The organism is Streptomyces sp. NPDC048111 (assembly GCF_043202815.1).
In the GTDB taxonomy this organism is placed as follows: domain Bacteria; phylum Actinomycetota; class Actinomycetes; order Streptomycetales; family Streptomycetaceae; genus Streptomyces.
Map to the genome: position 1 here is coordinate 660,771 of NZ_JBIDBD010000002.1, position 21,658 is coordinate 682,428.

The 21,658-nt window shown below is 72.0% G+C and carries 16 protein-coding genes; 6 read left to right on the forward strand and 10 right to left on the reverse strand.

The window, feature by feature from the left end; all coding sequences use genetic code 11:
* Positions 1 to 49: 49 nt before the first annotated feature.
* Positions 50 to 835, forward strand: coding sequence for a hypothetical protein (locus ACGF3I_RS07680; RefSeq protein WP_393129684.1), 786 nt, complete (start codon positions 50 to 52; stop codon positions 833 to 835).
* 100 nt (positions 836 to 935) lie between these two features.
* Positions 936 to 2,735 (forward strand): FAD-dependent oxidoreductase, encoded by a 1,800-nt coding sequence (locus ACGF3I_RS07685; protein WP_393129685.1) that lies wholly within the window; start codon positions 936 to 938, stop codon positions 2,733 to 2,735.
* 42 nt (positions 2,736 to 2,777) lie between these two features.
* On the opposite strand, the gene ACGF3I_RS07690 is transcribed toward ACGF3I_RS07685, so the two are convergent.
* The 3 genes from ACGF3I_RS07690 to ACGF3I_RS07700 form a co-directional block, all read right to left on the reverse strand.
* On the reverse strand, positions 2,778 to 3,584 hold the full coding sequence (locus ACGF3I_RS07690) for an SAM-dependent methyltransferase (RefSeq protein WP_393129686.1): 807 nt from the start codon (positions 3,582 to 3,584) through the stop codon (positions 2,778 to 2,780).
* Positions 3,585 to 3,705: 121 nt separating this feature from the next.
* Positions 3,706 to 3,972: a DUF397 domain-containing protein gene (locus tag ACGF3I_RS07695; protein WP_393129687.1), complete on the reverse strand. Its 267-nt coding sequence runs from the start codon at positions 3,970 to 3,972 to the stop codon at positions 3,706 to 3,708.
* On the reverse strand, positions 3,973 to 4,833 hold the full coding sequence (locus ACGF3I_RS07700; protein ID WP_393129688.1) for a helix-turn-helix domain-containing protein: 861 nt from the start codon (positions 4,831 to 4,833) through the stop codon (positions 3,973 to 3,975).
* Between the two features lie 205 nt (positions 4,834 to 5,038).
* Here ACGF3I_RS07700 and ACGF3I_RS07705 point away from each other — a divergent pair, with 205 nt between their 5' ends.
* Positions 5,039 to 5,512, forward strand: a complete 474-nt coding sequence (locus ACGF3I_RS07705; RefSeq protein WP_393129689.1) for an ATP-binding protein — start codon at positions 5,039 to 5,041, stop codon at positions 5,510 to 5,512.
* Positions 5,513 to 5,667: 155 nt separating this feature from the next.
* Positions 5,668 to 5,994: a hypothetical protein gene (locus ACGF3I_RS07710; protein ID WP_393129732.1), complete on the forward strand. Its 327-nt coding sequence runs from the start codon at positions 5,668 to 5,670 to the stop codon at positions 5,992 to 5,994.
* A 36-nt stretch (positions 5,995 to 6,030) separates the two neighbouring features.
* Here ACGF3I_RS07710 and ACGF3I_RS07715 read toward each other — a convergent pair whose 3' ends face one another.
* The 4 genes from ACGF3I_RS07715 to ACGF3I_RS07730 all read right to left on the reverse strand — a co-directional run bounded on the left by ACGF3I_RS07715 (position 6,031) and on the right by ACGF3I_RS07730 (position 13,468).
* Positions 6,031 to 6,945 (reverse strand): LysR family transcriptional regulator, encoded by a 915-nt coding sequence (locus tag ACGF3I_RS07715; protein WP_393129690.1) that lies wholly within the window; start codon positions 6,943 to 6,945, stop codon positions 6,031 to 6,033.
* 134 nt (positions 6,946 to 7,079) lie between these two features.
* Complete coding sequence (locus tag ACGF3I_RS07720) at positions 7,080 to 8,261, reverse strand: glycine C-acetyltransferase (RefSeq protein WP_393129691.1); 1,182 nt, start codon at positions 8,259 to 8,261, stop codon at positions 7,080 to 7,082.
* A 226-nt stretch (positions 8,262 to 8,487) separates the two neighbouring features.
* Entirely contained in the window at positions 8,488 to 9,516 is a 1,029-nt protein-coding gene (tdh, locus tag ACGF3I_RS07725; protein ID WP_393129692.1) for an L-threonine 3-dehydrogenase, read from the reverse strand.
* Between the two features lie 454 nt (positions 9,517 to 9,970).
* Positions 9,971 to 13,468, reverse strand: coding sequence for an ATP-binding protein (locus ACGF3I_RS07730; protein ID WP_393129733.1), 3,498 nt, complete (start codon positions 13,466 to 13,468; stop codon positions 9,971 to 9,973).
* Between the two features lie 139 nt (positions 13,469 to 13,607).
* On the opposite strand from ACGF3I_RS07730, the gene ACGF3I_RS07735 reads away from it, so the two are divergent.
* Positions 13,608 to 15,488 carry a hypothetical protein gene (locus tag ACGF3I_RS07735; RefSeq protein WP_393129693.1) on the forward strand — a complete coding sequence of 627 codons (1,881 nt, stop codon included), beginning with the start codon at positions 13,608 to 13,610 and terminating at the stop codon, positions 15,486 to 15,488.
* A gap of 74 nt (positions 15,489 to 15,562) precedes the next feature.
* On the opposite strand, the gene ACGF3I_RS07740 is transcribed toward ACGF3I_RS07735, so the two are convergent.
* Positions 15,563 to 16,579, reverse strand: coding sequence for an alpha/beta hydrolase family protein (locus ACGF3I_RS07740; protein ID WP_393129694.1), 1,017 nt, complete (start codon positions 16,577 to 16,579; stop codon positions 15,563 to 15,565).
* 298 nt (positions 16,580 to 16,877) lie between these two features.
* Between ACGF3I_RS07740 and ACGF3I_RS07745 the strand changes: the two genes are divergently transcribed.
* Positions 16,878 to 17,474, forward strand: a complete 597-nt coding sequence (locus tag ACGF3I_RS07745) for a TetR/AcrR family transcriptional regulator (RefSeq protein ID WP_393129695.1) — start codon at positions 16,878 to 16,880, stop codon at positions 17,472 to 17,474.
* Positions 17,475 to 17,897: 423 nt separating this feature from the next.
* Here the strand turns inward: ACGF3I_RS07745 and ACGF3I_RS07750 are convergent, their stop codons facing one another.
* Entirely contained in the window at positions 17,898 to 20,177 is a 2,280-nt protein-coding gene (locus ACGF3I_RS07750; RefSeq protein ID WP_393129696.1) for a tetratricopeptide repeat protein, read from the reverse strand.
* Positions 20,178 to 20,629: 452 nt separating this feature from the next.
* Positions 20,630 to 21,397: a hypothetical protein gene (locus tag ACGF3I_RS07755; RefSeq protein ID WP_393129697.1), complete on the reverse strand. Its 768-nt coding sequence runs from the start codon at positions 21,395 to 21,397 to the stop codon at positions 20,630 to 20,632.
* Positions 21,398 to 21,658: the final 261 nt, after the last annotated feature.

Consider the following 21,658-nt stretch of genomic DNA (forward strand, 5'->3'; position numbering starts at 1 on the left):
GCCCGGCGCGCAGCACAGCACAGCACGTCATCGGGCAGGGAGTTGAGGCATGAAGCGGAGGCTGCGGATTCTGGTGGCCGTCGGGGTCCTGACCCTAGGAGCGGGGAGCGCGGGCAGCGCGGAAGCGGCGGGGGCGGGCGGCGCGCGCACCGCGAACACGGCAGGCGCGGGCGGCGCGCGCACCGCGAACACGGCAGGCGCGGGCGGCCCGCGTACCCCGGACGTGGCGGGTGCCGGACTCCCGGGGGCCGCGGCGCCGGCCGGGCGGGGCTGTCCGTCCGCGGACGTCTTCGCCACCCCCAACACCGCGGTCATCACCGACCCGGCCGACCCCCGGCTCAGGACCCGGCTGACCCGCTTCGACCGCGAGGTGCGCGGCATCATCCGTGCCAACGGGGCGCTGCCCGGCCCCTCGACACTGCTCGACGGCGTCTTCTGGTCGGGCGAACTGCGGCAGACCACGTACGAGCGCTCGCGTGAGTTCGATGTCGCGCACTTCAACCGGGCGGGCCTGCACCACATCGCCGCCGTCATCGCCAAGCAGTACCACCAGGAGTCCGTGCTGACCTTCCGCTGTCTGACGCGGACGTCGCCGGAGACCGACGCGGTCGAGATCCAGGCACCCGGCATCTCGGTGGCCCGGCTGCACGACGCCCTGGTGGCCGACCCGAAGGCGCGCGAGGTACTCGGCGGCGGCTCGGTCACCCTGGACGGGCGGCTCGTCCTCATCGCGCCCGTCGCCGACCTGCCGCTCGCCCGGCGGTTCACCCATTCACTCGGCGTTGACTGGAAGAGCGCCCAAGTCCGCTACGGGGACGCGGAATTCGTCTCGTAATCGCCCTGGGTCGAGGGCCCGATCCGTCTTCCGGGATGGACGGGCCGACCGTATGCTCCTGCGCCGGACGTGACCGTTACCACCGGTAATAGGGAGCACTGTGGCGCGCACGGGCAGCACGAGACGGACATTTGTCGCGGGTACGGCAGCGGCGGGCGCGGCGGCCGCCCTGGGAGTGGAGTCGGCGCCCGCCGCCTCGGCCGCGTCCCGCGCGGCGACCGCCGGCACGGGGGCCGGTGCGGCCGGCGGCACGAGCGTCGCCGTACTCGGCGGCGGGGTGGCCGGCCTGACGGTGGCTCATGAACTGGCCGAGCGCGGGTTCCGCGTGACGGTCTTCGAACGACGGGCACTCGGCGGCAAGGCCCGCTCGATGGACGTGCCCGACAGCGCGAAGGGCGGGCGCAGACCCCTGCCCGCCGAGCACGGCTTCCGCTTCATCCCCGGCATCTACCACAACCTGCCGGACACGATGCGGCGCATCCCCTTCCCCGGCAACGCCAACGGCGTGTGGGACAACCTGGTGGCGCCCAAGGAGATGATGTTCGCGCGGACCGGCCAGGAAGACCTGCGGCTGCCGATGCCGGGCGCGGGCACCCCCCAGCCGCTCACTCTCGACGACATCCGCCGCGCCCTGACCGGCGTGCTCGGCACCTTCCAGCGGCTGCCCGCCCGCGAGATCGCCTACTTCGTGGACCGGCTCGCGGTCTTCCTCACCAGCTGCCCCGAACGCCGCGACAACCAGTGGGAGTCGGTGCCGTGGTGGACGTTCACCCGGGCCGCGCAGATGAGTTACGACTACCAGCGCATCCTCGCCGTGGGCGTGACCCGCAACATCGTGGCGACCAAGGCGGAGGAGGCCAGCACTCGCACGGTGGGCAGCCTGCTCGAAGCCTTCGTGTTCAACGCGCTCGGCCGGGGCGCGGACGGCCCGCTCGACCGGATCCTCAACGCACCGACCAACGAGGCCTGGATCGACCCGTGGGTGACGAGGCTGCGCGCACTCGGCGTCGAGTTCAAAGTCGGCTGGACCGTACGCGAAGTCACCTATGCGGCAGGTCAGGTGACGGGTGTTCAGGTCGAGGACGGGAGCGGAGTTGTACGGACGGTGACCGCCGACCACTACGTCTCGGCGCTGCCCGTCGAGCACGCGCGGCCCACCTGGAGCGCGGCGATGCGGGCGGCCGACCCGCAGTTGGCGCGCTGCGACCAGCTGCGCACCGACTGGATGACGGGCATTCAGTTCTATCTGACGGAGCGGCCCGAGACCGTGCACGGCCACCTCGACTGCATCGACTCGCCGTGGTCGCTGACCGCCATCGCCCAGGCCGAGCACTGGCCCCAGCACCCGTTCGCCGCCGTCTACGGTGACGGCTCGGTGGCGGACTGCCTGTCGGTCGACATCTCCGAGTGGGACAAGCCCGGCATCCTGTACGGGAAGACGGCCAAGCAGTGCACGCGCGAGGAGATCGCGCGCGAGGTGTGGGCGCAGTTGAAGGCCGCGCTCAACGACACCGGCAGGACGGTCCTCAGTGACTCCCGGCTGCACTCGTGGTTCCTCGACCCGGGCGTCTCCGGCACCGGCACGCCCGACCCGCGCAACGAGGACGAGCTCCTGATCCACCCGACCGGCACCTTCCACAACCGCCCCTCGGCGGCCACGAGGATCCCCAACTTCTATCTCGCGGGCGACTACGTCGCCGTCCCCATCGACCTGGCCACGATGGAGGGCGCCAACACCTCGGGCCGTCTCGCCGCCAACGCCCTGATGGACAGGGCCGGTTCGAAGGCCGCACGCTGTACGGTCACCCCGCTCTACAGCGCGCCGGAGCTGGACTTCCTCAAGAGCACCGACCGGCTGCGCCACCGGCTCGGCCTGCCGAACGTCTTCGACCTGGGGTGACGCGGCCGGGCGCGGCCGGCCTCCCGGCCGCGCCCGAAGGCCTCATCCCTTGCGGGCGACTCCCGCGTACACGGGGATCACGTCGTCGCCCTCGGACGCGCCCTCACCGAGCTCCGGGTGCCAGGCGGCGGCGAGCGTCACGCCCGGCTCGGCCAGTTCGCGGCCGTGGAAGAAGCGGGTGACCTCGGCCTTGGTGCGCGGACGCAGCGTGACGCCGCCCTCCTTGTACAGCTCGACGGCCCGGGCCGCGCTCTGCGGGTCGAAGTCGCCGGTGATCTGCGACAGAACCAGATAGCTGCCGGGCGCGAGGACGCCGAGGAGGCGGTCGACGACGCCGTACACATCGTCGTCGTCGCCGATGAAGTGGGTCAGCGCGATGAGCGAGAGCGCCACCGGACGGTCGAAGTCCAGTGTGCCGTGGGCGAGTTCGAGGATGCGCTCGGGCTCGCGGACGTCGGCCTGGATGTACTCGGTGACGCCATCGGCGGTGGAGCGCAGCAGGGCCTCCGCGTGCCGCAGCACGATCGGGTCGTTGTCCGCGTACACGATGCGGGCGTCCGACGCGGTGCCCTGGGCCACCTGGTGGAGGTTGGGCTCGGTGGGGATGCCGGTGCCGATGTCGAGGAACTGGCGTACGCCCTGTTCGGCGAGCCAGCGCGTGGCGCGGTGCATGAAGGCGCGGTTGACCCGTGCGATGTCCCGGCCGCGCGAGTCGAGCGCGAGCAGCTGCCGGGCGAGCGCCTCGTCGACCGGGTAGTTGTCCTTGCCGCCGAGGAACCAGTCGTACACCCGGGCCGGATGGGGCTTGCTGGTGTCGATCGTCACGGCGGTACGGTCTTGCCCGGTCATGTGCGCTCCATGGGGATGAAGGTCAGTGAACAGGTGGGGGAATTAAGGCAGTTGGGATGCGGGTTGCTGCGGCTCGGTGCATGCACCCGGGTGGGCGGGCCGGGGGCCGGCCCGGCTGACGTCACGTCAGCAGGAAGTCCGCCTGGCCGGACTTCGCGCCCTGGATGAAGGCGGCGATCTCGCCGGGGGTGTAGATCAGCGCGGGGCCTTCGGGATCGGACGACTGGCGCACCGCGACCCGGCCGTCGGCGAGCTTCATCGCTTCGAAGCAATTGCCGCCGTTGCCGCCGCTCCACGGCTTGTGCCAGCCGTCGGCGCCGAGCAGGGCTGCGGGCATGCCGTTGTAGATGTGCCCGCCGGCCGGCCCGCCGTCGTATATGTGATCCATTCACAGCTCCTTGCGGAGATCCTTGAGGATCTCCTTCGTGCGTTGTGCAGTCGCGGCCTGGGCCGCCATGCGGTCCATGACCTCGAGGTGGGTCGCCACCTCGGGGCGCGCGTCGAGATAGACGGCGCCGGTCAGGTACTCGCTGTAGACCATGTCCGGCAGCTCGGGCACCGCGAACCGGAAGAGCACGAAGGGCCCGTACGTCCCCGGGTGGTGTCCGGAGGCGAATTCGGCGAGCTGAACCGTGACGTTCGGGAGCGTCGAGGCCTCCAGAAGGCGGTCGATCTGGTCCCGCATCACCTGCGGGGGGCCGACCGGGCGGCGCAGCACCGTCTCGTCCATGACGACCCACAGGCGCGGGGCGTCCTCCCGGGTGAGCAGCGACTGGCGCTCCATGCGCAGCGCCACGTGCCGCTCTATGTCCGCCTCGCTGGTCGCGCCGAGCGCGCCGCTGCGCATGACGTGGCGGGCGTACTCCTCGGTCTGCAGCAGCCCGGGCACGAAGTGCGGCTCGTACGACCTGATCAGCGAGGCCGCGCCCTCCAGGCTGACGTACATGCTGAACCAGTCGGGCAGGATGTCGTGGAAGCGCTGCCACCAGCCCGGCTTGTTGGCCTCCTCGGCCAGGGCGATGAAACCTTCCGCCTCCGCCTCGCCGATCCCGTACGCCTGGAGCAGCAGCACCACGTAGGGGATCTTGAGCGAAACCTCGGCCATCTCCATGCGCCGGACGGTGGCCGGGGCCACCCGGAGGATCTTGGCCGCCTCCTCGCGGCGGAGACCGGCCCGCTCGCGCAGGTCCTGCAGGCGTCTGCCCAGCACGACCTGGCCCACGGTCGGGGCGGACCGGGGTTCACTCACGACGACCTCCCCACGCGCTGTTGCGAGCAGTGTGCCACGTCGTTGCAGAGAGGAGAACGGCACTCTGCATTTTTCAGAGTGCCCCTTGCCAAGTGTCCTCCGCGGGTACATGGTAGGGCGGTGAACCAGTTCACATGCGGTGGTCGTGCACAGCCTTGGGGGAGGCGGTGCGGGGCTCCGCCTCCCCACTGTGAGGATTCCGGTCGTGGCTCCTGGTAACGCGCTCGTCCCCCGGCTCACAGGCGCCTGCTCCGGGACCGCTGTCCGGCGGTACGCCTTCGACGTGCCGGCCCGTACCGAATCCGTGTCGCTCGCACGCCGGCGCAGCAGGGACATGCTGACCGGCTGGGGGCACCACGACGAGCTCCACGAGACCGCCTCGCTGGTGATCTCCGAGCTCGTCACCAACGCCGTCGTGCACACGGGCGGCGACCACATACTGTGTGAACTCACCGATCTGCACAGGGCGTTGAGGATAGCAGTCAGGGACCACGGCTGCGGCTCGGCCGGACCGCGGCTGTGCCACTCGCACGACGACGAAGAACGCGGGCGCGGGCTCCTGCTCGTGGACGCGGTGAGCAGTGCGTGGGGCTCGCACGACGCCCCGTACGGCCCCGGACGGATCGTCTGGGCCGAGCTCGCACACGGCGGGCCCGGCCTGGCGGGCCGCCCGTGCTGAGAGAAAAGCTTCCTTGGGGACCCCGGTCCGGGCGACAGGGCCCGGAACCGGATGGGTCCGGAACCGCCGGGCCCCGTGGCCCCGTGCGCAGTGGGGGTGCGCACGGTGTGCCCGGGCCCGGCGGCTCCGCCGCTCGACCCGACGACGGCACGCCGCTGCCGTCGGTCAGACCGGCGGCGCTGGGCCGGGACGCGGTGGGTGTACCCGCCGTCCACGGCTTCCGGCTGCTGTCACGGCTGCCGCGCTCCGGTTGTGTCTTCGCCTCCGCCGACTGGTGGTGGTGGATCGTGCCGGCCGGCTCCGACCAGGACCTGTCCTGGCCCCGGCCGGTGCGGTATGCGCCGGGCGCGGTCGTCCCGGGCGCCGAACGGCCGCGCCTGATCAACTTTCCGGAGGGCCCGACGCCCTACACCCCGCCGATCCCGCTGTACCTGGTGGTCTGCCAGCTGACGGGCACGGCGCCGGCCTGGGCCGGAGCGTAGCGCGCCGGCCTTCGTGGGCCGCCTCGGCCAGGGCTCCTAGTCGGTGGGCAGGTCGCGGGCCGCCTCGGCCAGGGCTTCCAGGACGGGGCTGAACAACGGGTGCCGCTCCGCTCCCCTGCGTACTGCCGCGAACACCCGCCGGGTCGCCGCCGGGCCCGCCACCGGACGGACCACCGTCCCCTTCTGCTCCATGCCCCGCAGCGCGGACCGCGGCACGAGCGCCACCCCGGCCCCCGCTCCGGCCAGCGCCACCACGGCCCGGAAGTCGTCCGAGGAGTGCACCAACTCGGGCTGGAATCCCGCCAGTTCACAGGCGAGCAGCATCACGTCGTGGCAGGGGTTGCCCGGGTAGGGGCCGATCCAGTCGTCGTCGGCGAGCGCGGAGAGCGGTACCTGCGGATGCTGGGCCAGGGGGTGCGCGGCGTACAGCACGGCGTCGAAGGGCTCGGCGTACAGCGGCACGCGCGCGAGCCTGCTGTCGTCCTCGCGGGGCGCGCCCCGGTATTCGACGGCGAGCGCCAGGTCCGCCTCACCGTCCAGGACCAGGGGCAGCGCCTCGTCGCCCTCGGCGTCCCGGACCCGGACCCGGATCGCCGGATGTGTCTCACGCAGCCGCGCGATGGCCGGGGCGAGCACCTCCGCGATCCCGGTGGCGAAGCCCGCCACGGTGACCTCGCCGGCCGCGCCGCCCGCGTAGTCGGCCAGCTCGGCCTCGGCGCGCTCCAGCTGGGCCAGGACCGCGTTGGCGTGCGCGAGCAGGATCTCCCCGGCGGCCGTGAGCCGTACGCCCCTGCCGCTGCGGGTGAGCAGGGTGTGCCCCGTCTCCTGCTCCAGCGCCGCGAGCTGCTGGGAGACGGCGGACGGGGTCAGATACAGCGCTGCTGCCGCGGCGGTCACCGTACGGTGGTCCGCCGCGGCACGCAGGATGCGGAGCCGGCGGGGGTCGATCACCCCGCCATTGTCGCCCGCCCGCCGAGCGGACGTCGCCGCGCGGGGGCGGCCGGGGTCCCGGGCCCGCGCGGGCCCGGGCCGGGTGGCCGGGCGGGGCCCGGGCCGGCCGGGCAGGGCGCGGGCTCGGCCGCGGGTCAGGCCTTCATCGCGGCCCGGGCCTCGACGAACGCGGCCACCGTCTTCTCGATGTCCTCGGTGGAGTGCGCGGCCGAGAGCTGGACGCGGATGCGGGCCGCGCCCATCGGGACGACCGGGTACGAGAAGCCGATCACGTACACGCCGCGCTCCAGGAGCAGCTCGGCCATGCGGGCCGCCTCCGCGGCGTCACCGATCATGACCGGGGCGATGGGGTGCTCGCCGGGCAGGATCTCGAAGCCCTCGTCGGTCATCCGGGTGCGGAAGAGCGTGGTGTTCGCGGCAAGCTTCTCGCGCAGATCGCCGGCCGACTCCAGCAGGTCCAGGACCTTGAGCGAGGCCGCCGCGATGACCGGGGCGAGCGAGTTCGAGAACAGGTACGGGCGCGAGCGCTGGCGGAGCAGGGCGACGATCTCGGCGCGGGCCGCGACATAGCCGCCGGAGGCGCCGCCGAGGGCCTTGCCGAGGGTGCCGGTGATGATGTCGACGCGGTCGCTCACGCCGTGCAGGGCCGGGGTCCCGGCGCCGCCGGGGCCGGTGAAGCCGACCGCGTGCGAGTCGTCGACCATGACCATGGCGTCGTAGCGGTCGGCGAGGTCGCAGATCTCCTGGAGCGGCGCGATGTAACCGTCCATGGAGAACACGCCGTCGGTGACGATCAGCCGGCGGCGCGCACCGGACGCCTCCTTCAGCTTGGCCTCCAGGTCCGCCATGTCGCGGTTGGCGTAGCGGAAGCGGGCCGCCTTGGACAGGCGGATGCCGTCGATGATCGAGGCGTGGTTGAGGGCGTCGGAGATCACCGCGTCCTCGGCGTCGAGCAGCGTCTCGAAGACGCCGCCGTTGGCGTCGAAGCAGGAGGAGTAGAGGATCGTGTCCTCCTGGCCGAGGAACGCCGAGAGGCGGCCTTCGAGCTCCTTGTGGACGTCCTGGGTGCCGCAGATGAAGCGGACCGACGCCATGCCGTAGCCCCAGCGGTCCAGGGCGTCCTTGGCGGCGGCGATCACCTCGGGGTGGTCGGCGAGGCCGAGGTAGTTGTTGGCGCAGAAGTTGAGCACGTCGCCGGAGGGCACGGAGACCGAGGCGCTCTGCGGGGTGGAGATGACGCGCTCGGGCTTGAAGAGGCCGGCGTCCTTGATCTCGTCAAGGGTCTTCTGCAGATCGTTGCGGACGTTCTCGTACATGCGGGGTGCTCCTAGGGCGGGGCGGGGCGGGGCGGGAGGCGGGCGGGACTGGGGGCCGGTCCTGGCCTACGAGTCGGGGTCTGGCCTGCGGGTCGGGGTCTGGCCTGCGGGGCGGGTTCCGGTCTGGGGGCCAGGGGGGCCGGCCCGGGGCTTGGCCCAAGGGCTACAGGACCTGGCCCGGGAGGCTTGGCCGAGGGCCACAGAACCTGGGCCCGGGGCCGGAGGCTCAGGCGGTCCAGTCGAGGATGATCTTGCCGCTGCGCGCGGTGGCGGCCTCGTCGAAGGCCGCGTCGAAGTCCTGGTACCCGTACTTGCCGGTGATCACGGGGCTGAGGTCGAGACCGCCTTCGAGGAGCACCGTCATGGCGTACCAGGTCTCGAACATCTCGCGTCCGTAGATGCCCTTGATGGTGATCATCGACGTGACGATCTTCGCCCAGTCCACCGCGAACTCCTGCGCGGGGAGGCCCAGCATCGCGATGCGGCCGCCGTGCGTCATGTTCGCGACCATGTCGCGCATGGCCTCCGGGCGGCCCGACATCTCCAGGCCGATGTCGAAGCCCTCCTTGAGCCCGAGCTGACGCTGGGCGTGGGCGATGTCGTGCTCGGCGACGTTGAGCGCGAGGGTGGCCCCGGCCTTGCGGGCGATGTCCAGCCGGGACTCGCTGACGTCGGTGATGACGACGCTGCGCGCTCCGGCGTGCTTGGCGACGGCCGCGGCCATGATGCCGATCGGGCCCGCGCCGGTGATCAGCACGTCCTCGCCGACCAGCGGGAACGACAGCGCGGTGTGCACGGCGTTGCCGAACGGGTCGAAGATCGCGGCGACGTCCAGGTCGACCTTGGTGCGGTGCACCCAGACGTTGGAGGCGGGCAGCGCCACGTACTCCGCGAACGCGCCGTCGCGCCCCACCCCGAGACCGATGGTGGAGCGGCACAGGTGCCGGCGCCCGGCCAGGCAGTTGCGGCACTTCCCGCAGACCAGGTGGCCCTCGCCGCTGACCAGGTCGCCGACCGCGATGTCCTGGACGTCCGAGCCGATCGCGGCGACCTCGCCGACGAACTCGTGCCCGAGGACCAGCGGGGTCTTGACGGCGCCCTGCGCCCAGCCGTCCCAGGAGCGGATGTGCAGGTCGGTGCCGCAGATGCCGGTGCGAAGGACCTTGATCAGCACATCGCCGGGCCCGGTCTCCGGCTCGGGTACGTCCATGAGCCACAGTCCGGGTTCGGCGTGCTGCTTGACAAGTGCCTTCATGGGCGGGGCTCCCGGCGTACGGAGAGGGCGACCGGCCACCGACTTCGGCCGATCCTGCTGATCACCAATCTGCCGAGCCGAGGGCGCCGAGTCCATCGAGGTTTTCTTAAGCAGCCCAACAGCCAAGCTTCACGCGCGCCCCGCACGCCCCATGCGCAACCCGTCGCGCGCGGTGCCACGTCGGGGGCATCCGCCCTGCTGCGAGCGCTGGGCACGGGCGGAAGGGGGTCGACGCGTAGGACGGCGTGGATGACGGTGCGGGTGTGGATCGGAGGGGTGGAGGGGTCGGTGTGGGGGCGACGGCGGGCAGCACTGTCGGGCGTGTCGCGGGGAGGGCCCCGGGGGGGGCGATCTGCCAAGGATGGGGCGCCCCCGGGGGTTCCTGGGCGAGCTTCCTGGGGTGGCGGCGCCGGCACGAGCGGGGCGAGCGGGGCCCGGGGGCGGCGCGGTCGGCTCACACCAGCCCGGCCGCCTCCCGCACAGCAAGCTCCGCACCCTCTGCGTAGGCACGGTCGTACGCTGCCGGTCCCAGCACCGCCCGCAGCACGCCCTCCACCCGACGACGTGTCTCGGGCTCGGCCGGCAGCGGACGCAGACCGAAGCTCTCGCTGCCCGTCGCGCTCCGGTCGTACGCCCCGATCAGCCGGGCACCGTCCACCGCCTCGCCGAGTTCGGCCTTGGCCCATGCAGAGCAGAGGAATTGACTGAGGATCAGGTTCGGAGCGACGAGGTAGGCCTGGCTTTCCAACCGCCGAATCGCGTCCCGCACCCTGCCTTGGGCATCGGCGAACTTGCCGTCAAGACAGTCGAGCCAGCCATGCACCCCGGCCACAAGCCCCCGGAAGAGGTCGGGCGTCGGCGCGCTGAACTCGCCCTCCATCACACCCAGTTGCTCGCGCGCGAGCTCCACCCGGCCCGTACGCCCGTAGTGCTGCGCCAAGAACAGCCGAGCGCTTCCGATCCCCTCACCAGGGAACTGCCGGGACTCCTCGACGGCCTCGACCAGCATCCGCTCCGCCTCGGCAGTCTCGTCCGCGGTGCGCGCCACCTCAAGCCGTACCGACGCCAACCGGCCCTTGAAAACCGGGACTTGTGCGTGCGACCCCATCTGGTCAACACCGGCGAGAGCCCGCTCGAAGTCCGCCGCCGCCTCCGCGTACCTTCCCTCGCGTGCATGCGTTTCCCCGCGCGCGGCGAGCGATTCGGCAATGCCCCAGGGATCGCCGATCCCCTCGAAGAGGGCGAGGGCCTCCTCGGCGTCGGTGCCATTGAGCAGCTTGGCGCGGAGCAGCAGCGTGAAGCCGAGGTCCCAGGCGTCCCCGTGCCGGCGGGCACCCCGGACCATCTCGTGCACGACCTCGTCGAATGCGGCGAACTCCCCCGTGAGCAAACGCGCGAAGTACCAGACCGACCCGGGTTGACGGCTGTTCTGCGGCAGCCCCGGACCGTACGCCTCAACGACCCGGCGCAGATACGCGACGGTCTCCGGACTGTCCAGCTCCGCCTCACCCCTCCCACTGGCCGCGAACACCATGAGCCGCACTCCGCGACGGGCCTCCCAGAGCATCTCCTCCGACCACGGCGGCGGACCGTCCGTGCAGCGCTCGGCGAGCGGCACCGCACGGCGAACGGGTTCGGCGAACGGGTCGGGACCGAGGTCCGCGACGGCACAGGACCAGTCCCGCGCCTCGGCATGATGCCCGCGCAGCTGCCAGAACCAGGCCATGGCGAGGACCAGGGTCAGCGCGTCCTGCTCACGTCCCCGCTCAACTGCCGTACGCAGAGCGGCATGCACATTGCCGTGCTCGACTTCGAAGCACCCCATCACCTGGTGCTGGAGCGGCCCACGCAGTGCGGCCTCGCCGACCCGGACGAGTTCGCGGTACGCCACGAGGTGCCGCAGTTCGGCCTCTTCCCGCTCCCCTGCCTCGTCGAGCCGCTCCCGCGCATACTCCGCGACGGTCTCCAGCAGCCCGTACCGCATCTCCCCGGCACCGCCACCCGGTGTCGTGGCCGAGACCGAAGTGGAGGGGGAGGCGGAGCGGGAGGTGGTGGTGGCAGGGGCGGCGGTAGGGGTGGAAGTGACGTTGGAGGTGACGGTGACCAGCGACTTGTCGACAAGGGACCCGAGCAGGTCCATCACATGCCTGGGACCCCGCACCCACTCCGCTCCGACTCCAGCGCCCGCCCCGGCCTTTGCCACCGCGTCCGCACCGGCGTCCGCCACCCCCTCCCCCTCGGGCTGTACGCAGACGACCTCGGCCTCCCGCAGCGCGAACCCGCCGTTGAAGACGGCGAGGCGCCGCAGCACGGCGCGCTCAGCGGGCTCCAGCAGATCCCAGGACCAATCGACCACCGCACGCAGCGTCTGCTGACGTGGCTGCAGGGTCCGACTGGTCCGTGGCCCCGTGGTGAGCAGCCGAAAGCGGTCGTCGAGCCGGTCCGCGATCTGCCGGGGCGTGAACAGCCTCAACCGGGCGGCGGCGAGTTCGAGCGCCAGAGGCAGCCCGTCGAGACGCCGGCAGATCTCGGCGGCCGCTTCCGGATCGTCGGAAGTGCTGAAGTCCGGACGAGCCGCGGCGCCACGCTGCCCGAACAGGCTGAGAGCGCTCTCGTGCGGCAGTGGACCGACGGCCATCACCCGCTCCCCCGGCACCCCGAGCGGCTCCCGGCTGGTGGCAAGGACGGTGACCCCCGGGCAGGAGACGAGTAGCTCCTCCACCAACTCCGCCACCGCTCCGACGACTTGCTCACAGTTGTCGACCACGATCAGCATCCGCAGCCTGCCGCAGTGCGCCAGCAGTTGCGTGAGCGGATCCCTCGGCGCCGTTTCGGTCGGCGCGACGAGCCGCGTCTCGCGGGCTCCCAAAGCCGTGAGTACGACCTCGGCCAAGGCAGCTCCGTCCCGTACGGGCGCGAGTTCGACCAGCCAGACCCCGTCCTGCCACTGCTCGGCCGACGCGTCCGCCGCCTCCACCGCGAGCCGCGTCTTGCCGGCGCCCCCCGGCCCGGAGAGCGTGACCAACCGACCCTGCCGCAGCCCCGCGTGCACGGCCCGGACGTCCGCCTCCCGACCGACGAACGACGTGAGCCGGGCCCGCAAATTGCCGGACGCCCTGGAATCCGAAACCGGCGCCTCCCCCGCGCCATCACGCGACACCCCGGGTCGAGGTGACACGGCGGCTCTTCGAGGCGATGCGGTCGCTGTTCGCGGCGGCCCGGGACGTAGCAGCTCCTGGTGCAACGCGGCCAGCTCGGGCCCGGGGCTGGTGCCAAGCCGCTCTGAGAGCGCTTCCCGTACGGATGCGTACGCGGCCAACGCCTCGGCGGGCCGGCCGGCCGCTCGCAGCGCCCGTAGGTGCAATGCCTGGAGGGGCTCATCCAGCGGGGCGGCAGCGGCGAGGTCGGCGAGGTCGGTGAGAGCGCTCTCGGCGCGCCCCAGCTCGACCTCCACCGCCAGCCGATTGCGGTGCGCCTCGGCCCGGCGCCGCTCGGCCCGCACCACGAGCGGATCGCCGTCGCGGCCGGGCAGGTCGGCGAACGCCGGCCCCCGCCACAGGGAGAGCGCTTCATCGAGCAGCGCGACCGCGCCCTCCGCGTCCCCGGCGGCGAGCGCGGCGGCACCCTGCACCGCGAGGCGCTCGAACCGAAAGACGTCGATCTCGTCCGGCTCGGCGACGAGCCGGTAGCCACCCGGCGCCGACTCCACCGAACCCCGCCCGAGCGCCTTCCGCAGCCGCCCCACCAGGGCCTGGAGCGCCGCGACCTCGTCGGCGGGCGGCGGTGCCTCCTCGCTCCACACCTGAGCGACGAGCGCGGACTGCGGTACGTCACGGCCGCCGCCCGCCGCGAGCGCCGCGAGGAGCGCTCTCAGGCGGGCACCCCCGAGCCGCGCCTCACTGCCGTCGGGGCACAGGGCGTGCGTCGGTCCGAGTACGCGGTAGCGGAGCATCACCCGCCCATTCTCCCCGCCGCCCCGCTCGGTACGTCCCCGGGCCGCAGAGGCCGTGCCGCCTATGCGAGGCCGCCGCGCCCCGGACCCGGGGACGACCGGCGGACCTATTTGGTTATCGTGGCCGCACCTGTCGGGCATGGCCGATGGTTCACGGGACACAAGCGGGGTCGCAGAGGCGGGGGGCGCGGTGGCAGGGTCGGGTGAGCGCCACCTCCGCGTGCCGGTCGGAGCGGATGCCACCCGCTGGGCCACCCGCGGGAGGTGCCGACGCGTCCTGTTCGTGGTGCACAACGTGACCTCGGCGACCCGGCTGCTCGATGTGCTGCCCCTGTTCAACGACGACCTCGGAATCCAACTCCTGGCCACCTGTCCGGGGTCGTCGGCATTCGAGGGCGGCGTCGAAGCCCTTCTCGCCGAGACCGGCCTACCGGTCCTGCCCTGGGAGCAGGCACTGGACACGAGGGTGGACCTGGCGATCACGGCCAGCCTGGGCGGCCAACTGCATTGCATATCAGGCAAGTTGGCGTTGCTGTCCCATGGCGTTGGTTACAATAAGACGCTCGCCACACCGGACACCGGACACCGGACACCGGACACCGGACGCCTCTCGCCTGGGGCCTTGGGCTCGGCCCCGGTATCGGCGCCGGCCTGTCTGCGCCCCGAAGAACCGGTCGAGAGCGCTCTCACGTCGGCACCCGTGTTCGGCCTCTCGCCCGAGTGGCTGCTGCACGACGGAAGCCCCATCGCCGACGCCATGGTCCTCTCACACCCCGAGCAGTTGGACCGGCTGCGCGACACGTGCCCCGAGGCCGTCTCCACCGCGGTCCTTGCCGGTGACCCCTGCTACGACCGAATGCTGGCGGCACGCCCGTACCGAGAGCGCTTTCGCAGGGCGTTCGGTGTGCGCCGGGGCCAGCGCCTGATTCTGCTGAACTCCACGTGGAACCCCGAGTCGCTCTTCGGCGACGGGGGCGGGGCCGATGTACTGCCCGCCCTCCTGCCCCGGCTCATCGCAGAGCTTCCCGCCGACGAGTACCGGATCGCGGCGGTCCTGCACCCCAACATCTGGCACGGCCACGGCCCCGGGCAGATCAGAGCCTGGCTGGACCGTGCCCTGCGCGCGGGACTCACACTGGTCGACCCCCTGCACGACTGGCGCCAGGCCCTGATCGCAGCCGACGCGGTCATCGGCGACCACGGCTCGGTCAGCTACTACGCGGCCGCCCTCGGCACCCCGGTACTCCTCGGCGCCGCCCCGTCGAACGGGCTCGACCCCCGGTCCCCCGTGGCCGACTTCGTCCGTCGGGCGCCCCTGTTGGACCTGCACACCCCCTTGGCCTCGCAGCTGAACGACCTCATCGCGCATCACCACCCGTTTCCCGGTCCGGCCCAGCACACCACGTCCGCGCCCGGCTCATCGGCGGCACTACTGCGCACCCTGTTCTACGACTTGCTCGCCTCGCCGGAGCCCCAACAGCGCGCACAACTTGAGCCGTTGAGGCTTCCGCCGCATCAACCAGCGGCGATGACAGCTCCGTTGCACGTCCTCACGTGCGTTACGGCCGAGCCGTACGAGGTCCACGTGGCTCGTCACGCAGACCCCGCGCACGAGTCCGTCGGCGAAGGAGATGCCCATATCGCCGTGCACGAGGACACCCGAGATCCAGGTCAACTCGCCCTCGCGGATGTTGTGTTCCGGCACGGTGACGCGGCGGATCCTCGGTTCGGCTCACCCGAGTGCTGGACGGCGGAAGTGCTCGAACGCCACCCGTACAGCTCGCTCGCCGCCTACATCACGGGACCGGGCGAGTGCACGGTTCGGACCCGCGCCGGACAGATCCTGCGCCTCATCGGCGAACCCGAAGGGATTGACCCCGCATGCTCCGCCTCGGCCCTGCGCGCCTGGCTGACGGCTGGCCTGAGTGTTGAGCGGGCAGTGGAGAACGGGATCACCGTCCGGACGGGGCGTGCCGTGCATCGGGTCACGGTGACAGGTTCGCGCGAGCCCCTGCCGTGAGGGCCTCTGTTTGCCGCCTGCCGCGACAGGAGAGCGGTGCCGGCGGCACGCCAACCGCACTTGTCCAGGACCCCCTACCTCGATGCCGCACTGGAAGCGCTCTCAGAAGCCCCCTTCGACTCGACCCGCCCTGTCGGCTCGGCCTCCGCGGCCAAGCCCTCGCACGCCACCTGCCACGACGGGTCGGCGGGGTAGAGGGTGGATCGGAGGTAGGCCGAGGTCAAGCGCTGGACGGTGGCCACACGTGCGGGGTCCTCGTCCGTCGTCTCGGCAACGTCGTAGCCGGAGATGCCACCCAGGCCGTGTTCGGCCCCGAACAGCGTGAGCAGGGTCTTGGGTCCGGGTGCCAAGTGGTACGGGTCCGCGTGCCAGGCCGGGCCGTTGACCGTCATGTGCTCGGAGGTGTCGCCGCCCCCTGCGACCACGAGTGCCGGTGTCGTCATCCCCGTGAAGTCCGTGCTCAGGAAGACGGGGTACAGCTTGGCGACCTGCTCGGTGAGAGCGTCGCCGCCCCGGCCGGGAGAGGCGAGCAGTACACCTGCCGTGATCCGCGAGTCGGCCAGGACGACTTCCCTCCCGTCCTCCGGATCGGTGAGCCGTGCCCCGAGCAGCAGACTCGCCGTGTGTCCGCCCATGGAGTGCCCGGCCACGGCGACCCTGCTGTGGTCCAGGCGACCGCGAAGGTGCGGGACGGCCGCCTCGATCTCGTCGAGCCGGTCGAGTGTGCGAGACATGTCCTCGGCGCGTGAACGCCAATAGAGGGGCGCTTCAGGGGAGTTGGGCTCCAGAGTCAGGGAGCGCGAACTCAGGTGGGTCGGCTGAATCACCGCGAACCCGTGCGCCGCCCAGTAGTTGACGAGGGGGGCATAACCGTTCAGGGAGGAGAGGTGGTTCGAGAATCCCTGGCCGTGCGAGAGGAGGATGACCGGCAGCCCGGTCCCGGTCACCGGCACCGAGATCCGTAGCTCCAGGCCCACGGCGCGGTCCGGCGTCGACAGCACCACCGGCGCGACCGAGAGGACGGGCACCGGGGGCGGCGTGGTGGGGGCGGTGGAGGTAGTGGCTGCGTCGTTCGAGGGTGATCCGCTCATGCTGGTGTGTGTCCCTTCAGAGGGTGGTCAGGGGCTGTTTGAGGTGTGGCCCGGCAGCGCTGTTCAGCGCCCGGCCTCACGCGTGGCTCAGTCATGGCCATCGACGGCCCCGACGCGGGCGCCGACAGGGACTCGCGTTGCGGGGCGAAGCAGACAGGCAGACGGATGTGTCCCGTCTCAGCTAGGCTGCAAGCGGAACGTCGTTCCGTTTAATATACGGAGCGCTGTTCCGTTTAGTCAACGGTCACGAGAAAGGCCTGGTTGACGGCCGGAGTGACGACATACAAAGGAGGGCGCGGTGCCGAGGACAAGTCCCGCCGGGGAAGCTGCTGGCAGGGGCAAGCGGGCTGACGCGCTGCGCAATCAGCAGACGCTGCTCGACGCTGCGGCGGCGGTGTTCGTCACGTCCGGAGTCGACGCGCCGATCCGTGAGATCGCGGCTCGGGCCGGCGTCGGGATGGGCACGATCTACCGCCACTTCCCAACGCGCGCCGATCTGGTCGTCGCCGTGTACCGCCACCAGGTCGACGCGTGCGCCGAAGCCGGGCCGCGCCTACTCGCCGAGGGCGACTCCCCCTTCACAGCCCTTCGCCAGTGGGTCGATCTCTTTGTCGACTTCCTGGTAACCAAGCACGGGCTCGCCAAGGCGATGCAGTCGGACAGCAGCGGCTTCGACGCGCTGCTCGCCTACTTCCAGGAGCGGCTGGTACCCGTTTGCGCCCGCTTGCTCGACGCTGCGGTGGAGGCCGGGGAGATCGCGCCGGGTACTCAGGCGTACGAGCTGATGCGCGGCATCGGCAACCTCTGCATCGGCCGGGACAGCGACCCTCGCTACGACCCGCGCCGCATGGTCGCGCTGCTCCTGCGCGGGTTGGAGCGAACACCGCCTTCCTGAGGCACCTTGCCTGGTCCGGGTTTCGGGCCCGAGCTTTCCTGCCAAGCTCTTCCCGGCACGGCTCGCCATCGCGCTCCCTCACTACCGCGGACTTCATGCCGCGGACTTCGCGCTGCGGACTTCGCGCTGCGGACTTCGCGCTGCGGACTTAGTGCCCCGGATTACAGGAAGAGAGCGCTCTCATTCGACGACCAATGCCTGTCGACGCCAGCCGGTCGCCAGCACCGCCGCAGGCCGAGCGCGACCCCGGCCACGCCCAGCGTCGTCCACGCTGAGCCAGAGCCGCCGGCCCGAGCGGGCCCGGCCCGGAGCCCGCCGAACTCAGCCGCACCTGCCTGGCCAAGCACCCCGGCGCCCGTCAGCCCGCCCAAAGGCGCGGGGCCCGCTTCAGCACCACTCGCCCACGTGGGCAGTCAAGCCGCCTCAGGCTCCGGTCCGCGCTTCGCCCTCGCAGCGTTCGCGAAGCGCTCTCACGTGCATCAGGGGGTAGTGGGCCTGCTCATCGGTCAGGGCCGTGGCCGCCTCGTCGAGCAGCGATAGCGCGGCCGACGCGCGGCCGCTCGCTTCGAAGGTCTCGGCGAGGTCGGTGAGCGTACGCGCCGTGTTGTAGGGCTCGCGGGTCGCCCGGAAGAACGCGAGAGCGCTCTCAAGGCGACTCTCCGCTTCCACCCACCGGCCCAGTCCGCGCAGCGCGCGCCCGCGATGGCGCTCCAGGAGCGCCCGGGCGCGCGGCACATCGCGTCCTCCCTCGCCGTCCTCCGAGACGCCGTCGAGAATGCGGTCCGCCGCCTCGAAGCAGTCGTATGCCTCCGCAAAGCGCCACTCGCGCAACCGCAGCAGTCCGAGGGATTCGACGGCGGTGGCGTGACCTCGGATGTGGCCTGCGGCCCGTTCGACACGGGCGGCTTCCGTGAAAGCGGTCTCGGCGTCGGACCACTGGCGCAGTTCCATCAGGTTGAGGCCGAGCAGGGTGTGCATACGCGCGGCTTCACGCGAGTCGGGGGCACCGGCCTCGGTGGCCCGGACGCCGGCGCGCAGGGCCGGAAGCAGTTCGTCATGGCAGCCCATCTTCAGCTGCACCGGCCACAGGGCCTGGTTCAACCGGAAGACCGCGTCCGTGTCCCCCAACTCCTCGGCGGCGAAGACGGCTTGGAGCAGGTTGCCCAGCTCGCGCCGGAGTGCGGCGAGTGCCTGGCCCGGGTCCGCGTACCGCACGGCCCCCTGGCCCGAGCTGGCCCCTTCCCCCAGACGCCAGCCCTGGCTGAGGGCGGCTCTGCCCGCCGACTCCGCGAAATCGACGCACCAGCGGATCGCCCGCCGCACCGCTTCGTCCGCCTCCTCGAGCCCGTCCTCACGCAGCGCCTCTGCGGCGGCGTACTCCCGGATCAGCGGTCTCATGCCGTATGCGGCACGGTCGGCGTGCGGGGTGTGCCCGCCGCTCGCACCGTCGTGTCCATTAGCCCCGCCCTCACCCCTATCACTGCCCGCAGCACCAGCCCCGCCCCCAGCGCCGCCTCCCACACCAGCGTCGGCGCCCGCGATGGCGTATGCGTCGCTGGGAGCGCTCTCAAGCAGTCGGGCGGCGGCAAGCGTATGCAACACGTCCACGGCCGAACGCTCGTCGATGCCGAGCACGGCTGCGGTCATGGGCGCTGCGAACGCCGGCCAGTCCCGCTGGGCGAGGAGCCTCAGGGCCCGTGCCGCGTCCGGGGCGAGGGCTGCGACGCTGTCGGCCACGGCGGTGCGTGCGGCGTCGTCGCCCAGGTGCCCCTCCTGCTGCCAGTGCCGCGCCGTGAGGCGAGCCGCTGCCGCGCGCAGGGCGAACGGGGATCCCGCGCAGCGGGCCAGCACGGCGGGCAGGGCGGCCCGGTCCAGCGGTATGTTGCCCGCCTTGGCCACCTCGGCGAGCAGCCGCCGGGCGTCCTTGTCGGAGAGCGGTCCCACCGGGATGCCGACCGCGTCGAGACCGGGGAGCGGATGGCGGGCCGCCACGATGACGAACACGCCGGGCGCGGAGGTGAGGACGGGCAGGATCTGCGCGGCGGACCTGGCGTGGTCGAGGACGATCAGCATGCGGCGCTCCGCCGTGCAGGCGCGCAGCAGCGTCTGCCGGTCGTCGCGGCCGGGCGGGATCTCCTCCGCCGGAATCCCCAACTGCCTTAGCAGCACACGCAGTACGGCCGTCGGGTCGGCTCCCGAGGCGGCGCCGGCAGTGGAGCCGCGCAGATCCGCGTACAGCTGGCCGTCGGGAAAGCGGCGCAGCTCGGCGCAGCCCCAGTGGAGGGCGAGGGCGCTGGTGCCGATACCCTGGGGACCGTGCAGCACGGCGACGCGAGGTCTGCCGTCCGCCCTGCGGGAGGCTTCGCGGCTCAGGGCCTTGCGTTCGGCGTCGCGGTCGGTGAAGAAGCGGGTGGAGGCGTGCAGTGCGGGTGCCCGGCTGGGCCCGCCGGGGGTCGGGGCGCTGCGAGCGAACGCCGTCCAGGCCCGGGCGAGAGCGGGATCATGGCGTACGGCGTCGTGCACCTGCTGGGCGATGCCGTCCAGTTCGGCGGGGCTTCGCGGGGCGCGCACCTCCCGGCCGACGATGCGGCGGACCAGACCGCCCGCACTCTCCCAGGCCGCCTTGCCCGCCTCGTTGGCGAGGCCCGCACCGACCGCGCCCAGGACCGCGGCGACGGCCGCCGTCGATGTGGGATCCAGCATGTCCGCCCCCGATTTCGCCCACCGCCCGCGTCTGCCGCGGCCACGCTAGCAACAGTGGATGCGGCAACCTCCGCAACGGCGGCCCGAGTTCGCGCGCAATTGGCTGAAAGCATTCGGTGCGGGCGGGGGGGGTGCTCGCGCGAGCGACGGCCGTGGTCATGGCAGGTGGCCCGAGCCGCGACCGTTTCCACGGCCATGGCCAATGGGCGCCCGGGCCGTGGCCGGGGTCCAGGATGCGGGCCGGCCGTGCCCGGAGACCCCAGCGGCACCGGCATCAGCCACAAGCGCGGCCGACGGCACCGGCGTCAGCCACAGTTGTGGCAATCGGCGCCGGCCTCAGCCACACGCGCGGCAGGCGGCGCCCGCAGCAACCACATGCCGAGGTACCCTCCGCCCCCGGCGTCGGCCCCGCCCGCAACCACGCGCCGTCCGAGCGTCCCCAACACGCCGCCCTAGCGCGCAGGCACCACGCTCAGGTGGGCGCGGCCTCGCCGGGTGGGCGCAGGCTCTGTCTCGCGCAGCACCAGGGTCAGCCTGCGCAGTCCGAACTCCCGCAGGGTGCGCGGGGTTTCGCTGATCAGGCGGCAGCTGGTGCGGCCGCGTTCCGGGTCGGGGTGGCGTACGTGGCGTACCGCTCCGTCGTGGTGGACGGCGGCGTCGCCGACCGCTTGGACCCAGTGGGGAAGCCCGAGGCGGAAGGCGGCGTCCATGATCGGGTCGTCGGCGATGTCGTGCCGGATGTCCCGCAGCCCCGGAGCGCTCTCGTCGTCGGCGAACGCCTCGGCGAACTGGGCCAGCATCGGCAGGCACCAGGCCGTTTCGTGGTCGGCGAGCACACTGGCCGCGTCCGGGTGGAACAGCACGAAGCGCAGGAAGTTGGCGCTCGGCATGGCGGTGGGGTGGGGTCCGACGGCGCCGAAGAGCGCGTCGTACGCCGGGTTGGCGTGGGCCACCCCCCAGCCCGGGTCGAGGACCACGGACGGGAAGGGCAGCGCGTCCGTCATCGCGAAGTAGTCGTGGACGTAGGCCCGGAGTTCGGGGTCGTCCGGGAGTCCGGGCGCAGGAGTTCTCGCCGTCGTCGTGTCGTCGGCGGCGTTCTCCTGCGCGGCCGTCTGCTGTCCGGGCCGCTCCTGGACCAGGGCGAACGGACGCCCCACCACAGGGGCGTGCACTGCCGGAACCTTGGTCACCGAATCCTTCGCCACCGATTCTTCCGCCATCGAGTACGCGACTCCTCTTGCTGGCCCGCGGGTGCGGCGGCCGGCCTTCGGGCCCGCCCGGGGCTCGGAGGGCGATCTTCACACCGCGTGGCGATCCTGATGCCGCCGACACAATGATGTCAAGCATCGTGGCATTCCGGCCCCCCGAAGCTTTGATTGCGCCACAACTGTGGCAAGTTCTGGTTGTTGTTGCCGGGACCCGCTAATCTCCGGAGCATCCACTGTTGTGCCCACCGACCTCGCATGATCTAGGAGAACCAC